This window comes from Providencia hangzhouensis, from assembly GCF_029193595.2.
Taxonomy (GTDB): Bacteria; Pseudomonadota; Gammaproteobacteria; order Enterobacterales; family Enterobacteriaceae; genus Providencia; species Providencia hangzhouensis.
In genome coordinates, this window is sequence record NZ_CP135052.1 from 24,916 (window position 1) to 41,149 (window position 16,234).

General features: G+C 36.7%; 11 protein-coding genes. 8 read left to right on the plus strand and 3 right to left on the minus strand.

Going from position 1 to position 16,234, the window contains the following annotated elements; genetic code table 11:
- Window positions 1-139: 139 nt before the first annotated feature.
- Complete coding sequence (locus PZ638_RS00085) at window positions 140-2,653, plus strand: penicillin G acylase (protein ID WP_094961992.1); 2,514 nt, start codon at window positions 140-142, stop codon at window positions 2,651-2,653.
- Between the two features lie 37 nt (window positions 2,654-2,690).
- On the opposite strand, the gene PZ638_RS00090 is transcribed toward PZ638_RS00085, so the two are convergent.
- Window positions 2,691-3,353: a helix-turn-helix transcriptional regulator gene (locus tag PZ638_RS00090; protein ID WP_094961993.1), complete on the minus strand. Its 663-nt coding sequence runs from the start codon at window positions 3,351-3,353 to the stop codon at window positions 2,691-2,693.
- A 74-nt stretch (window positions 3,354-3,427) separates the two neighbouring features.
- Between PZ638_RS00090 and PZ638_RS00095 the strand changes: the two genes are divergently transcribed.
- Complete coding sequence (locus tag PZ638_RS00095; protein ID WP_094961994.1) at window positions 3,428-4,837, plus strand: MFS transporter; 1,410 nt, start codon at window positions 3,428-3,430, stop codon at window positions 4,835-4,837.
- A 48-nt stretch (window positions 4,838-4,885) separates the two neighbouring features.
- Here PZ638_RS00095 and PZ638_RS00100 read toward each other — a convergent pair whose 3' ends face one another.
- Window positions 4,886-6,382, minus strand: a complete 1,497-nt coding sequence (locus PZ638_RS00100) for an MFS transporter (protein WP_094961995.1) — start codon at window positions 6,380-6,382, stop codon at window positions 4,886-4,888.
- A gap of 95 nt (window positions 6,383-6,477) precedes the next feature.
- Here PZ638_RS00100 and PZ638_RS00105 point away from each other — a divergent pair, with 95 nt between their 5' ends.
- Both PZ638_RS00105 and PZ638_RS00110 read left to right on the plus strand, forming a co-directional pair.
- Entirely contained in the window at window positions 6,478-7,017 is a 540-nt protein-coding gene (locus PZ638_RS00105) for a TetR/AcrR family transcriptional regulator (protein ID WP_094961996.1), read from the plus strand.
- A gap of 80 nt (window positions 7,018-7,097) precedes the next feature.
- The gene (locus PZ638_RS00110) at window positions 7,098-7,649 is read left to right on the plus strand and encodes a hypothetical protein (protein ID WP_094961997.1); all 552 of its coding nucleotides are present in this window, start codon (window positions 7,098-7,100) and stop codon (window positions 7,647-7,649) included.
- 267 nt (window positions 7,650-7,916) lie between these two features.
- Here the strand turns inward: PZ638_RS00110 and PZ638_RS00115 are convergent, their stop codons facing one another.
- Window positions 7,917-9,083: a hypothetical protein gene (locus PZ638_RS00115; protein WP_094961998.1), complete on the minus strand. Its 1,167-nt coding sequence runs from the start codon at window positions 9,081-9,083 to the stop codon at window positions 7,917-7,919.
- 790 nt (window positions 9,084-9,873) lie between these two features.
- Here PZ638_RS00115 and PZ638_RS00120 point away from each other — a divergent pair.
- The 4 genes from PZ638_RS00120 to PZ638_RS00135 all read left to right on the plus strand — a co-directional run bounded on the left by PZ638_RS00120 (window position 9,874) and on the right by PZ638_RS00135 (window position 16,226).
- Window positions 9,874-11,538, plus strand: a complete 1,665-nt coding sequence (locus PZ638_RS00120; protein ID WP_231665154.1) for an IucA/IucC family protein — start codon at window positions 9,874-9,876, stop codon at window positions 11,536-11,538.
- Between the two features lie 84 nt (window positions 11,539-11,622).
- Window positions 11,623-13,794, plus strand: a complete 2,172-nt coding sequence (locus tag PZ638_RS00125) for a TonB-dependent receptor (RefSeq protein ID WP_094961999.1) — start codon at window positions 11,623-11,625, stop codon at window positions 13,792-13,794.
- A 12-nt stretch (window positions 13,795-13,806) separates the two neighbouring features.
- The gene (locus PZ638_RS00130) at window positions 13,807-15,201 is read left to right on the plus strand and encodes a Y4yA family PLP-dependent enzyme (RefSeq protein ID WP_094962000.1); all 1,395 of its coding nucleotides are present in this window, start codon (window positions 13,807-13,809) and stop codon (window positions 15,199-15,201) included.
- A gap of 8 nt (window positions 15,202-15,209) precedes the next feature.
- Complete coding sequence (locus PZ638_RS00135; protein ID WP_144141671.1) at window positions 15,210-16,226, plus strand: PLP-dependent cysteine synthase family protein; 1,017 nt, start codon at window positions 15,210-15,212, stop codon at window positions 16,224-16,226.
- Window positions 16,227-16,234 lie beyond the last annotated feature (8 nt).

Sequence of the window (16,234 nt, forward strand, 5' to 3'; positions counted from 1 at the left end):
TTTTTTGTAATTTATCTAAATTTATGTATCCTTTTTTGTGATCATGATTCACATATTAACAATTAACTATAAATTAACCATTTATTAACAATACAATAATGCTAGTCTCAAAAAATAATAACAACATGGGACTCAATAAATGAAAAAACATCTCATTTCAATCGCTATTGCTTTTAGTTTAAGCTCGCTATCGCTCTCATCATTTTCTCAGTCAACTCAAATTAAAATTGAACGAGATAACTACGGCGTTCCTCACATCTATGCCAGTGATACTTATAGCCTTTTCTATGGATACGGCTATGCAGTGGCACAAGACCGATTATTCCAAATGGAAATGGCTAAACGCAGTACTCAAGGTACGGTTTCCGAAGTATTAGGTAAAGATTACATTTCTTTTGATAAAGAAATCAGAAATAACTATTGGCCTGATTCCATCCACAAACAAATCACGCAGCTACCCTCTAAAGAACAAGATATTTTAAGAGGTTATGCAGATGGCATGAATGCATGGATTAAACAAATCAATGCTAAACCGGATGACTTAATGCCTAAACAGTTTATTGATTATGATTTTTTACCATCCCAATGGACAAGTTTTGATGTTGCGATGATTATGGTCGGTACAATGGCAAACCGCTTTTCTGATATGAATAGTGAAATTGATAATCTGGCATTACTCACTGCGCTTAAAGATAAGTATGGTGAACAAATGGGAGTAGAGTTCTTTAACCAAATTAATTGGCTTAATAATCCCAATGCACCCACAACAATATCATCAGAAGAATTTACCTATTCAGACTCACAAAAAACAAAAAATATAACGCAGTTGAATCAAATTAGTGATTACCGACTTACTGCTCCAATGTTTGAACGCACGGCAAAAGATGCAACGGGAAAATTAATTGCGCTTTCTTCTCAGGAAAATAATGCGCTAATCGCTCAGCAATATGAGCAAGGTGGTGCTAATGGGCTAGCTGGGTACCCAACCACCAGCAATGTTTGGCTTGTTGGAAAAACAAAAGCTTCTGACGCAAAAGCCATTTTACTTAATGGTCCACAATTTGGTTGGTTTAACCCAGCATATACATACGGTATAGGTTTACATGGAGCAGGGTTTAATCTTGTTGGAAATACACCGTTTGCTTATCCCGCTATTTTATTCGGTCATAACGGGCAAATTTCTTGGGGCTCTACGGCTGGTTTTGGTGACGGCGTTGATATTTTTGCAGAACAGATTTCACCTGAAGACCCAAATAGCTACCTCCACCAAGGGCAGTGGAAACAAATGCTATCGCGCCAAGAGACATTGAATGTAAAAGGTGAAAAACCCATTACTTTTGATGTGTACCGTACTGTTCATGGTAATGTGGTCAAGCGAGATAATACAACTCACACCGCATACAGCAAAGCTCGCGCATGGGATGGCAAAGAGCTTACATCCTTAATGGCTTGGGTGAAGCAAGGGCAAGCGCAAAACTGGCAGCAATGGCTAGACCAAGCACAAAACCAAGCACTGACAATCAATTGGTATTATGCGGATAAAGACGGAAACATTGGCTATGTCCATACCGGGCACTACCCCGAGCGCCAAATAAACCATGACCCTCGTTTACCCGTATCAGGCACGGGAGAATGGGACTGGAAAGGGATACAGCCCTTTGCAAATAATCCTAAAGTCTATAATCCCAAATCCGGCTACATCGCCAACTGGAATAACTCCCCAGCTAAAAATTATCCCGCTAGCGACTTGTTTGCCTTCTTATGGGGAAGTGCAGACAGGGTGACAGAAATCGATAGCCGCATTGAGGCCTATGATAAGTTAACAGCTGATGATATGTGGACGATTTTGCAGCAAACTAGCCGTGTCGACCTCAATCATCGCTTGTTTACCCCTTTTTTAGCTCAAGCGACACAAGGTTTGCCGTCAACTGACAATGCGGTCAAATTAGTGTCTATTCTCCAGCAATGGGATGGTATAAACCAGTTATCAAGTGATGGGAAACACTATATTCACCCTGGGTCTGCTATTCTCGATATCTGGCTAAAAGAAATGCTTAAAGCCACCCTAGGCCAAACCGTCCCCGCACCATTTGATAAATGGTATCTAGCAAGTGGTTATGAAACGACACAAGAAGGCCCTACTGGGTCGTTAAATATCAGTACAGGCGCAAAATTACTGTATGAATCTCTCTTAGAAGATAAATCACCAATACCTCAGCCTATCGATTTATTTTTAGGACAATCGCGGAATGATGTAATTAAAAAAGCACTGAATGCGACCTACCAAAAAATGAGAGTAAAATACGGTGATAACCCAGCTAATTGGCAAACACCAGCCACGGCATTAACCTTCCGTGAAAGTAATTTTTTTGGTGTACCACAAGCCTTACCTCAAGAAAATTTTCATCAAAATGAATATCACAACCGGGGAACGGAAAACGACCTAATCGTATTTACCGAAAAAGGAGTGAATGCATGGGATGTTGTTGCTCCAGGGCAAAGTGGCTTTATTTCCCCGCAAGGAAAACCGTCACCTCACTACCAAGACCAACTCTCATTATACCAACAGTTTGGTAAAAAACCGCTATGGCTTGATAGCGAAGAGCTGGCACCACATGTTGAGTCAACTGAAACACTAATAATTGAGAGATAATACTATTATTAAGCTAAATACCAAGATGTCTCGGTATTTAGCTTTTAACCTTCACACGATACACACAGCGCCCAGCACCATTTAATAAGTACTGTTCGCGCTCAATGCTACCATCATCACCCACAATCTCACTGAACAACGCCAATTCCGAACGACAAAAGTTTTGGCAAGCGGTGGCTGCTGCACAAATTGGACAATGGTTTTCGATAAACAACCAACTGTCATCATCTTGTTCAACCTTCGCCATATACCCTTCTTCGCTACGCACTTCAGCCAGCTCTTCAAGCCGCTCAGCTAATGGTAAATTTTTACAACGGGCAAAATATTTTTCTCGGCTTTCCATTTCCCTTTGGCTAATCAGCTTTTCTAGCCCTTCATCACCAAAAATAGTCCGAACAGAATCAATTAATTGAAGAGCAAGCTGCGCATGAGTATCAGGAAAACGTTGATGCCCTAATTCCGTTAACACCCAATTTTGCCGAGGGCGCCCCGCCCCTGTTTGTGATAAACACTGCGCACCTTCAACTAGCCCCAACGAAGTGAGTTTTTGAATGTGTTGCCTTGCAGCTTCCCCTGTCATATTTAAGTCATTTGCGATCACTGCGGTAGAAATTGGTCCTTTAGTTTTGATACAAAATAGAACCTTATCCACAGCCTGCGTTAGATTTAAATTATCAAAGTAATTACTTGCATTAATCATTATGCGACTCTATTATCCAAGCGATTACTTGTATAATACATCTTTTTCTACTATTCCGTCTAGCGGGTCTCTCTATGAGCAATGAAACATCAACCGTACCTCAAGCCAAGTGGGCTGATTTACTTAGTGGCACCAATGCATTACTCACTATCGCCTTAACTGGTGGTGTTGCGCTACACGCTATCAATATTTATATCGTAACAACCATATTGCCTAGTGTTGTTAATGATATTGGCGGTCTTGAATATTATGCATGGAATACCACTTTATTTGTGGCAACATCAATTGTCGGTTCAGCCCTTTCCAGTAAAGTATTAGACAGCTTTGGGCCTAAATTTTCTTATTTATTCGCACTCATTCTCTTTTCTTTAGGGTCTATTTGGTGTGCAGCTTCCCCATCAATGCTAGTGTTGCTGGGAGGCAGGGCATTACAAGGACTGGGTGGCGGTATTTTATTTGCTCTGAGCTACGCATTAATTCGCATTGTTTTTACTGAAAACTTATGGTCCCGAGCCATGGGTGTCGTTTCGGGTATGTGGGGAATAGCAACACTCTGTGGCCCTGCAATTGGAGGTATTTTTGCTGAAAGTGGCCATTGGCGTTGGGCATTTTGGGCTTTACTACCTGTCGCTATTTTTCTAGCGCTCATTGTCATCAATCAACTCCCCAAAAAACAATCCCAGGCACCAAAAACTAACAAAATCCCATTCTTAGCGATTTCTTTGTTAGTAATATCCGTTCTTGCTATTTCAATTGGAAGTTTGTCTGACAGCTTATTCATGAACCTTATTGGTTTATTAATTGGCCTAGCCATACTGCTGACGATTGCCTTACTCGATGGCAAAAATGAAAAACGTTTATTACCGACGGGAGCCTATTCACTCAAAAGTCCACTTGGCGTCATATTTTTAACCATGTGTTTGTTAGTTGGAGGCATGACAACAGAAATTTATGTCCCTTATTTCTTACAAACCATCCATCTGTTTTCTCCGCTCACAGCAGGTTATTTAACCGCAATAATGGCTGCGGGTTGGACTCTTGGGGCACTCTTTAGTGCCAATAAAACAGGTGCTATTGTTATCCGAATTATTCGAACAGGCCCGGTCATCATATTTATTTCTTTAATTGCGCTTGCTGTTCTAACTCATAATCAAAAACTTATCGAATCATGGCCATTATTCGTTATTTATCTCATCGCCATGGCAGGGGTTGGTCTAGGAATTGGTGTGTGTTGGCCACATCTGGTATTACGTGTTTTTAAGAATGCGCCAGAGGGAGAGGAAAACCTTGCGTCATCTTCTATTATTACCATTCAATTGTATGCAACTGCGCTATCTGCGGCCTTAGTAGGAGTCGTCGTCAATAATAGCGGGCTAATTAACCCTGGGGGGATCGCGGGGGCACAGCAAGCTTCAATCTGGTTATTCGCCCTATTTGCAATTAGCCCATTACTAGCAACGGTATTAATCCGCAAAATAAAATAAAGAGCAAAAGGGAGTAAAAGCTCCCTTTTTGCGGGAAAATCAACCTAATTAATTTACTAATGCCTTTTTGGAACGTAACAAATAAGGCAGAACAATAATACTGATCAGCAGAACAAAAATAGTTGCTACCATCACCCCTAAGAAAGCATGGTCAAAGGCAATATTTGCCTGATTTATCAATGCTGATGCAGTATTTACTGGCAGTGATTCAGAAACTAATAAAGCCTCATCAATACTGCCATAAACTTTATCGCTGACAGTCATGTCTTCAGGTAATGAGAGTTTTAACGTATAGATAGCACTCATTAACCCCCCCATAAAGGTGACACCTAAGACACTGCCAATTTCATAAGCAATTTCTTCAATTGATGCTGCCATACCCGCTTTTTCATCAGGGGCGTTTAACATCACTGTCGTTGATGCTGTCGTGAATATCGCACCAAGACCAAAACCAATAAGAAAAAGAAATGAAAGCAGTAAGATACCCGTTGATGTTTGATAAACGACAGCCAATCCCACAACACCAATTAGCGTACAACTAAACCCTAAAATGGTAAGTTTAATCTCACCCAACTTATGTAAGAACATACCGGCTAAAGGTGCTGCAAATACTGACGCTAAGGGTATTGGGATGATGTACAACGCAGCTTGAAATGGGGTATAGCCCAATACCAGTTGTAAACGTTGGCTTAGTAATAATTCGACACCAACAATAACCACAATGGATAAAATCGCCATCATCAACCCTGCATTGAATTTAGGGTGCTTTAATAGCGTAAAATCAATCATTGGTGATGTTGATTTCACTTGTCGATTTCTAAATGCCACCAAAAAGAAAACCCCAATAACACCTGAAACCAATACCGCCGGCCAGTCGGTATAAGGTTTACCGAGCTCTTTCAACGCATAAATAACTCCAATTAAACCAATTAACACTAGAATGGAACCTAAAATATCGATTTTTTTATCGCTGTTACCACCACATTTGGGGATTAAATAACAAGCGAACGGAATAACCAATAAAACGACGGGTACATTAATTAAAAAAACAGAGCCCCACCAAAAGTGGTTAAGTAAGATACCGCCGATCAAAGGGCCTATTGCCGCCCCACCTGAAGCAACTGCCGACCATATTCCAATTGCTAACGCCCTTTCTTTCGGGTCTAAAAAAACATGCCTTACAATCGCAAGGGTGGCAGGCATACTTACTGCGGCACCTACAGCCAAAAAGCCACGAGACAAAATCAAACTTGTTGCTGTTGGTGAAAATGCAGCACACAACGAGGCTAAACCAAATAACGGCAGCCCCAACAAAAACATTTGTTTGTGACCGACTTTATCACTTAGCATCCCCGCTGCAGGTAATAACCCAGCGACAACCAGTGGGTACGCATTCATTATCCACAGTTTTTCAGATGACGTAGCGCCTAAATCATGGGTTAATTTAGGTAATGCGGTATACAGTACAGTGACATCAATAACGATAAGAAACAGTACACTTGAAACTAATAGAAGCACTATCCAGCGCTTATAATCGGTTAACATAAAATTCTCTCAATGAGTTTATTTGATCATGATTTCTGTGCTGATCGTGCTACAATATAAATCCATACGTACGTATTGAAAAGAGGTTTTTCTAAATGGGACGTCAACGAACAATCGATAGAGAAAAATTACTTGATACTGCTGAAGACATTGTTCTACAGCAAGGCGCTACAGCGCTCACTATCGACGCAGTCGCCAAAGCGATGGGGATATCTAAAGGTGGGGTTCAATATTGTTTTGGCAATAAAGATGCCTTAATCGATGCAATGTTTGAGCGTTGGGGCCAGTCCTATGATGAAATTTTCAATCAAACAATTGAACAAGATAACTCCCCTGAAGGGAAAATTTTTGCGCATATGCAAGCGACCCACCAGCACGACAAAGTCTCGATGGCAAAAGGCGCTTCCTTAATGGCATCCTTATTACAAACCCCTGAATATCTGGAAAGTACGCGTACTTGGTATCGTGAACGGCTTGCGAGACTAGATACTTCAACAGAAAAAGGCAAACAAGCAAGAATTGTTTTTCTAGCCACTGAAGGCGCTTTTATGTTGCGTTATATGGGATTTATGGAAATTGATGATAATGAGTGGCAATCTATATTTAGTGATTTAGAAAATTTATTAAAAGGGTAGACTTAGTCTCTTTTTTTGATATCGATAATAACTCCACTCCAATAAACTAAAAATAAGAAATAAAATGGAGATAATTTAAAATGAAAGTAAATGAATTAAAATTACTTATAGAGACAAATAAAAACAATAATTTTATTAATAATAAGAAACCATTTGTCTATAATATAAAAGAAAAGCCCATTAACACTGACTGTGTAGCTTCATTAAAGAAGAAATTTGAAGAGTTAGATAGAAAAACAGACAGTTTTAAAAAAACACAAACGAATAAACCACAAAGTTACATAAAAAAAGAATTATCAGAATACGATAATTACGCATTTGGAAATGATTTAACGAAAAAAAATCTTTACTTTATTTACAGTTCACCAGACTCAAAAAAAATAGAGCTAATACACAATCATAATAAAAACAAAATAAATAATGACAATGCAATTTTTATCAATATGTTTAGTTTATTAAAAAATGAACCTGATGGTTCCATATATAAAATAAATAATCACACAATCAAAATAGCTAATAAAAACGAAGAACTAACAACAAATGATGATCGATTTACTCACAAAATCACGTTAAAAAATGGGAAAGACATATTAATAGAAAGATACAATGAAAAAAGTAAATTTTCATTTTAATAAAGAAAAACCCGGCAAAAACAGATTGTCGGGTTATTCTTATCATCAGTATATTACGAATTTATTTTCCCAATATATTTATATATTGAATTTAAATAACAAACACTAAATATAATAATTAAGGTGAATTTATGAACAAATAATAATACTTAATTTTATCATTCTTGGTGCTGATATTATTTTAAAATTATCTAGTATGAAAAATGTGTTTTACGTTCCTATGCAGCAAGATTAGGTGATTGAATCATTAAGACATAAAATTATGTGTTAATGATTCAAGAAAACCCCCTTATCATCGTCAGTTATAATTTGTTTTAACGATTTATAAATACCACCATCATCTGTTTGCAAGATAAATACAAATAAAACCTGACAAAGTACCGATTGAGGGCAATGACGAGGCCGATATTTTGAATAGATCGACCATCCATTAGCTAAATATCTTTCATGCATTCGCTTCATTGCATCAACAACAGAGTTCGCAGCTTGCCCTTTGTTGATTTTAGTCGATTTTTTTTGGTGATATATAAAAGCATCGGTAACTGTTTTAGATATAATATAGAAAACTTGCCCTACAGATAAGTTTTCTAATAAACAGGTGATGTTTTTCGTGGTTTTTTCACCAATTTGAAAAGATGTGAAATTATATTCATTCATTTCATGGTTTAAATAAAAAAAACACTCAAATAGATTATTTTTTTTACATAGTTCAATTAGTGATTTTTTATTTTCTTGTAAGTAATATAAATCAGATAATTTCCTCTCCAATAAATCAATAATCGATGATAAGTTATCTGTTTCTTTAACAATAACTTCCCAGCACATAAACTCATCATTAAAATAAACATAATCACCACTAACACTTAAATATTTTAAATTAGTAACTGTACTTATTGCTATCACACCAGAAGCATAAAGCTGTTCTATAATTAATAAATCAAAATTATAACTAGGTGTTAATTTCTCATGTTTCAGATTGTTAAGACTATCTAAATAAATTAGGTTTTCATCCGCACAATACCGTATAAGTGAAAGTAAAAAAACACTATTTTCAAAAGAAAGATCATTAATACTTAATGCATTTTCTTTTTTACAAAATAATAAGTCATTAATGTATTCAATTTTTTCCTGCCTTTCTTTTTCATTCTCTATACGAATACAATCAATACAAACATGTTCAAGACCGTTTAAATGTGAAAAGTGGCTTCTATCTCGTAGACATTCTATTTCACCACATGAAACACATTTTAGTTTTAAACTATAGGCTTTACAGCTTTTAGCAACAATAGTTTTTATTTCCTTAGATTTTAATTGTGTTTTTTCTTCTATCTTAATCATTGAATATGAAAATCGACCATTTCCCTCAACCTGCCAATATAATTGACATAAAAATTCATACTCCTTATCAATAACATCGATAAATATATTTTCCATATGTTTATTTCCTTATTTTTTTATTATGTTATATTAAAAAAAACAAAAAATAGAAATTATATTATGACAAAAAAAATAAAAAGGCTTATTATGATTAAATAATGAACATTTTATTAATCAATTGACCAATTCTAAATAAGGTTAACACTTTCCCAATCCACAATTGGAGAATGTTAGAAACTGCTCACTAAAACACAGTCAACACGATTATTCCCTTGCCTTTAAATTTCAGGTTGTTGACCAAGTTGAAAAAAGCAAACAAACCTATAAATAAGCCCAAGGCTACTACAGTATACAAGGATGCTCCGCTACTTTAAGTCAATAGATATTGATGATAACAAATGGCAAGAAGCATTCCGTGACATGTTACATCTTCTAGATTTCACCTTTCTTGTTAATTATTTGAATAACATATTTATTTCTCTCACTTACAATTGAGAATAAAAAAAAGAATAATTATCATTTACTATTCTTTTATGTGATGCTAACGTTATTAAAATCATCTTTCAAATATTCTTATCTATATCCTCCCTTTAGTGAATATAGATTACAGATGCCGTTAATTGATTCATTTTCGTAGCTTAAGAGGCTGATCATGATAAGTAACCCTATAAAGAAAGTAGCTTTTAACATTAATGAAAAACACTCTAATAATAATGCACTTAGACGTTTAATTCATTGTTTATTTGCTGAGAATCTTATTGATAAAAAGCAAGTTTATTGGGATATAGACCATTGTGGGTATATTTATAAATTTAAGAAAACCCCTTATAAGATTCTTTTTAAGAACATGGAAATATATCCGGTAGATACATTCTTTAATTATGGTGGTATTTATTTAATTAACAACAACAATAAAAAAGAAATTATTCAAACAATATATTATCTTCTAGAAAAATTAGAGGAAGAGTTAAATATAACCTTTAATAATAACAATATTAATAAATTAAAATCAGATATTGAAAACAGTATTAATAATGATATTAACGCTCGCAATTATCGTACCGAATGGTCAGTACTGATTAATACTCAAATGGCAAAATACAATACCAACTATCTGACTGATTGGGTTACCGGACAATATAGTATACGTGATGCGGCTTTATTTCTTGATCAATGGGGCTCATTGGAAGGCCATCCCTATTATCCTACATGGAAAAGTAGGCCAAACATGAGCTTAGAAGATGTTGCAGCTTTATCTCCTGAGTTTAATGCAACGGTAAATTTGACAGTTATGGCGCTACGCCAAGATATGGCCTATGTTGAGTCACTACCTCATGTGGAAAGCATTCATGATTGGTTCCTTCAACGATTCCCTATCGTTGGCCGGCAATGGGTCAAATGGCTTAAACAACAAGGGAAAAATCCATACCAATGGCTGCCTCTTCCCGTTCATGACTGGCATTTAAATCATTGGGTAAAACAACAAGCAACATCACTGATTGACGAAGAAATTTTACTCATTGATGGCCCTCAATTAGAAACAAAACCCACAATGTCATTCAGGACAATGTTACCAACAGATGCAATTAACACCGCATTTATAAAGTTACCTATCGCCGTTTGGATGACCAGTGAAATGCGTAGCTTACAAGCTAAGTCTATCCATATGGGACCTAGAATAAGTCAGCTAATAGATGACATTTTAAACCACGAACATTATTTTAATGGAAAAATGGAGTCTCTGCGTGAAGATGTAGGTATCCATTACCGCCATGCAGTAGAACAAGATGATTCAGCAGGACGCTTTATTTCTGTCGTATTTCGTTGCACCAACGCTTATGAAAAAAACGATCACTTACTGCCAATAACTGTGGCAACTCTATTTACTGATTTACCATATCAACCACGACCAATATTTACTGAATTGATTGAAAAATCAGGTTTAACACCTCAACAATGGTTTAACCAATATGCGACTGTAATTCTAACACCTTGTATTTCGATGTTTTTACTTTATGGAGTTGCTCTGGAAGCCCATCAACAAAACACTCAAGTGCTCTTCACTGTTCAAGGTATTCCTGAGAAATTTTTAATACGTGATTATGGTGATGGTCGAATATTTTTACCTTTATTGAATCAGCGGGGTTATCAGCTGCAAGCTTATCGTTGGCCTGGCATCTTACCTACTATTTTTGAAGAAGATATAGAACCCGTTAGAACATTTCTAATCAGTGCCTGTTTAGTCTGCCATTTACACGAACTTGCCGTACACCTAACTCGATTTTATCGATTGACTGATCACCAGCTTTGGTTAGAACTAAAAACAGTTGTTCATGATGTTTTTAAACAGCTCCAACCACGAGTTGATGATAATTTATGGCGACATGAATACCAAATGTTTATGAATGAGCCTTGGCAAACTCGTTCGCTACTTAGTATGCATATTCAACAATATACTAATTATCGAATACAACATGGGTTAACAAATCCTTTTCTATTATTTCAAAAATAACAAATAGAAATCCATTAACCAAGAAGGCGAGTGTAATACTATTCCCTTCATTTTATTAAAAATCAATTGAATGATAATTTAAATATGAAAAATAATTTAATAGAAAATAAAACTAAACACACAGATAAGAATATAAACATATTCTCTACATGGTTATATATTGTTATTGGGATATCTTGCACAATAACAGCACATGCTCAAACTAATGAGCAAAAAAATAAAGATAGTATTCTAGTTACCACAACAAGTAATAATAATCAGCAACCTAATAACTTTTCATCTAGAATAATGCAAGCAGGATTAATAGGTGATAAGGATATTATGGATATTCCATTTAATATCTCAAATTATAATTCGGCTTATATGCAGTCGCAACAAGCACAGCAAATTTCAGATATTTTATCTCACGATACCTCAATACAAATTAGTAGCTCGAAAGGAGGTCTTCTTGATTCCTTATATATTCGAGGATTTCCTATTACTGAAGGCAATATCAGTGAGTTTGCATTAAATGGAATTTATGGTGTATCTCCTAATTTTCAACTTTTAACGGATTATGCCGAGCGTGTTGATATTTTAAAAGGACCCGCTTCACTGCTATATGGTATGTCTCCTGAAGGTGGAGTTGGTGGAGTTATTAATGTCGTAACTAAACGTGCAAGTGCCCAGCCGATTACACAATTAACCGCTCAGTACCTTAGCGACTCACTATTAGGTGGCAGACTAGATATGGGCCGCCTATATGATCTAGATAATAACCAATACTTTGGTATTCGTGTTAACGGTAGCTACACCAATGGTGATACAGCTGTCGATCATCAAACACGCAGGCAAAGTGTTGGTGCAATTGCGTTAGATTATTCTAATGAACGCTTTCGCTCATCTTTAGATTTAATAATTCAAAACCAAAATATGAATGCTACGAATCGACCATTTTATTTAGGTCCTGATGGTGTTGTCCCTTCGGCCCCGAGTGGGAAAATCAATTTAGCCAGCCCTTGGACATGGTGGAAATCTAATGATGATTCCGCATTACTACATATGGAATATGACATATTAAGCAATACATCGCTATTTATGGATATAGGAGGAGCACTTACTCGTATAGATCGAGTTAATGAGCAAATCTATACAATCCTTAACAATCAAGGCGATATTTCAACCTATATCATGAATTTCCAAACTAAAACTCAACGTTATTCAGTTGGTACTGGGGTTAAAAGTGAATTCATGACGGGTAGAGTATCACATCAACTTGCATTGCAGTGGAATCAATATTTTGATCGCTACCGTATTGGCACTACAGCAGGAACACCTTATACAACCAATTTATTTAATCCTACTTATATTGATAAACAGATCCCTGCTTACGCTAAAATAACTAAACGTTCTGAAAATACACTATCAGGAGTTTCTTTCGTCGATACTATCGGCTTCTTGAATGATTCTTTTATGGTGACTCCAGGCCTTCGCTATCAAAATGTAAAGTCTGACAATTTTACTTTGGGTAAGCTTTCAACTCGTTATGACGAGTCCGCAATCACCCCTCTCGTTAGTGTATTGTTTAAACCTGTAGATAATATTTCTCTATACGCTAATTATGTCGAAGGGCTAAGTAAAGGAAGCACCGCACCAGTTAATGCAAAAAATAGTGGCGAAATGATGAAACCATTTCGTTCAAAACAGTATGAGTTAGGGGTTAAATATGAACAACCATCTGCAATAACCACTTTAAGCCTATTCCAAATTAGTAAACCAAGTGGATCATTAGATCCTAACAGTTTGATTTACTCAGCAAATGATGAACAAAGAAACCGAGGAGTCGAACTAAGTATATCAGGCAAACCTTTTGAATCACTTCGTTTAACGGGTGGTGTTACCTATATTCAAGCCGAGTTGACTAAAACTGCTTCAGGGAAAAACAAAGGGCATGAACCCATCGGTGTATCTCCTTGGGTGGCTAATATTGGAGCCGAATATGATATTCCTTCAGTCTCTGGTTTAAGTATTAATGGCAATGTTAATTATCATACCCGCCAATATGTGAACAAAGAAAATACCCACTCAATTCCTTCATGGACAACCGTTGATGTCGGTTCTGCTTATAAAACAACTGTTTCCAATACCCCTGTAACATTGAGGCTAAACATCAATAATATTTTAAATGAACACTATTGGTCTGGCGTTGCTTCGTACAGCACCTTCGCTCAAGGCTCACCAAGAACTGTAATGGGATCAATTGCTGTGGACTTTTAAGAGGTGAAAATCATGGTGGATCAATCTAACTTAGTCAATATATCAACTGTTGTTCATTTATCAGCTAAAACAATAGCCCCAACAGAGCTTCCTCCTATTATGGATCCTCAGATTCATCAACTGTGTTTTTCTAATAATGAACAGCTTGTCGGATTGATTAAGCGGTATGGTTCACCATTGAACTTAGTTTTTCCTCATACGATGAAACAGAACATCCAAAAACTGAAGGCTGTTTTTCAAGAAAACAACGTGAATGGATGTATTTTATATGGTGTGAAAGTTAATCAATCAAACGTCCTGCTCAGAACAGCTATCGAAGAAAATATTGGAGTTGATGTTTCAAGCCTTCATGAATGGAGAGATGCCAACCAATATGGCATTTCACCTGAAAAAATTTGCGCTACTGGCCCTGCCAAAACAGATGATTTTCTCTGGCAACTGATATTACATAACTCACTAATTGTCGTAGACTCACTTGAAGAATTACAAGATATTCTACATTTATTAGAATTTCAATCACTTAAAGCAAGAGTACTACTGCGATATCAACCGCATTCAAGCCATTCACGATTCGGCATGAAATACCCGGCTTTTGTTAATGCACTTAAATTAGTGAAACAACATGATAAATTACAATGGCAAGGGATCCACTTCCATTTAGGTGGCTATACACTAGCCTCACGGGTACAAGCTTTTCACGAAATATTACCGCTGATTGAATTATCACAACAATTAGGGCTTAACATCCAAACTATCGATATCGGAGGTGGGCTACCTATTCAATATGTCCCAACAGAACATTATCAAGCTTGGGTTAATAATCAATCCACTGAAACTTATCAAAATCACCGTATTCCAGCAGATTTTTATCCTTATGGTAGTGAACAGTCAGCAGAACAATGGCTTAGCACATTACTCACAAGCAAATGTACCGATAATGAAACAATCGCCCAATATATTAATAAGCTAAATGTCACATTAGCGATAGAACCTGGGCGTAGCCTTGTTGATCAAAGCGCCATCACTCTATTTCGAGTTGTACGTACCTGCCAGCAATCCGAACACCCTATTATATTTGTCGAAGGCAGTAGCTTCAGCGCCTGCGAAACGTGGTTTAACTCTGAATTTTTAATCGACCCTTTTCATATTGTTACCAAACAATCAAAACAGCAACCTATCCGAGCATGGATAGCAGGACATAGCTGTTTAGAAGATGATGTTATTACTCACAGACTTATTTTATTTAACAACCTTCCCCAAGCAGGTGACTTATTAGGATTCGTTAATACCGCGGGATATCAAATGGATTTACTTGAGAGTCAATTTCATCGGCACCCAATACCTTGCCGATTATATGTACAGGAAAACAATGTTGGGCAGTTTATCTTTTTCAAAGACACTAAATAGGTAAGCTTATGATCTACAACAAAACCACTGATTTGATAGGTAATACACCCATTTTACGTATTGCAGTTCCCCATAAAAAAAGTGCCTTATTTTTAAAAATAGAAAAGAACAACCCTGGTGGAAGTATGAAGGACAGAATGGCACGCAATATGGTTATTGCAGGGCTAAAATCGGGGAAAATTAAGCCTAAAAGTACCATTATAGAATCATCATCAGGCAATACTGGGATTGGCCTTGCGCTTGCTGCTATTGAATTTGATTTACATTTTATTGCCGTTGTTGATCATCACGCCGCTCCTGACAAAATAGCGATAATGAAAGCACTAGGTGCTGAAATCCGTTATGTTACTGGTAATTATCAGGAAGACGAAGTAGCTGTTGTCGAACGTCAGCGCCTTGCTAGTGAATTAGCCTCCCAACTTCCCAATACAACGTTTATGAATCAATCAGACAATGTAGCAAACTCAGGTGGTTATGCTGCATTAGTTTGTGAACTAATAGAACAAATTGGCAGAATTGATGCATATATAGGCTGTGTTGGCACTGGCGGCTCAATGACTGGTGTTTCTCAAGGCCTAAAGTCCCATAATCCACAAACTATCACTGTTGCCGTTGAACCTGAAGGGTCCATTATTTTTGGATATCCAGGAAAACCTTATTATCAATCAGGTACAGGCACTCCTGAAGGGGACGAAGTTGGATTAGTACTGGACTACAGCTGTATTGACCATAATACACAGGTTTCAGATATTCAAGCATTTGAAACTGCGCGATATATTGCTAGCCAATACGGTTTGTTAATAGGAGGCTCTACCGGAGGAATTGTCTATAAAGCCTTAGAGTATATTAATAACGATACTATTCACGGCAATATCGTTGTTATCGTAGCTGATGGCGGTGAAAAATATCTTAATACCGTATTTAATGAGCAGTGGCTTAGCTCTCGTAATTTGACCTCACCTGATATATCTCATCAACTTAATCATTGGCTTACTAATACTGTTTCTTTAGAGAAAGCTAGCTAAGGAGGAAG

Bases quoted from the DNA above. Each gene is read 5' to 3' on its own strand.
- PZ638_RS00120 (WP_231665154.1), top strand. From the start codon at position 9,874: ATGGAAATATATCCGGTAGATACATTCTTTAATTATGGTGGTATTTAT.
- PZ638_RS00095 (WP_094961994.1), top strand. From the start codon at position 3,428: ATGAGCAATGAAACATCAACCGTACCTCAAGCCAAGTGGGCTGATTTA.
- PZ638_RS00135 (WP_144141671.1), top strand. From the start codon at position 15,210: ATGATCTACAACAAAACCACTGATTTGATAGGTAATACACCCATTTTA.
- PZ638_RS00090 (WP_094961993.1), bottom strand. From the start codon at position 3,353: ATGATTAATGCAAGTAATTACTTTGATAATTTAAATCTAACGCAGGCT.
- PZ638_RS00130 (WP_094962000.1), top strand. From the start codon at position 13,807: ATGGTGGATCAATCTAACTTAGTCAATATATCAACTGTTGTTCATTTA.
- PZ638_RS00110 (WP_094961997.1), top strand. From the start codon at position 7,098: ATGAAAGTAAATGAATTAAAATTACTTATAGAGACAAATAAAAACAAT.
- PZ638_RS00100 (WP_094961995.1), bottom strand. From the start codon at position 6,382: ATGTTAACCGATTATAAGCGCTGGATAGTGCTTCTATTAGTTTCAAGT.
- PZ638_RS00085 (WP_094961992.1), top strand. From the start codon at position 140: ATGAAAAAACATCTCATTTCAATCGCTATTGCTTTTAGTTTAAGCTCG.
- PZ638_RS00105 (WP_094961996.1), top strand. From the start codon at position 6,478: ATGGGACGTCAACGAACAATCGATAGAGAAAAATTACTTGATACTGCT.
- PZ638_RS00115 (WP_094961998.1), bottom strand. From the start codon at position 9,083: ATGGAAAATATATTTATCGATGTTATTGATAAGGAGTATGAATTTTTA.
- PZ638_RS00125 (WP_094961999.1), top strand. From the start codon at position 11,623: ATGAAAAATAATTTAATAGAAAATAAAACTAAACACACAGATAAGAAT.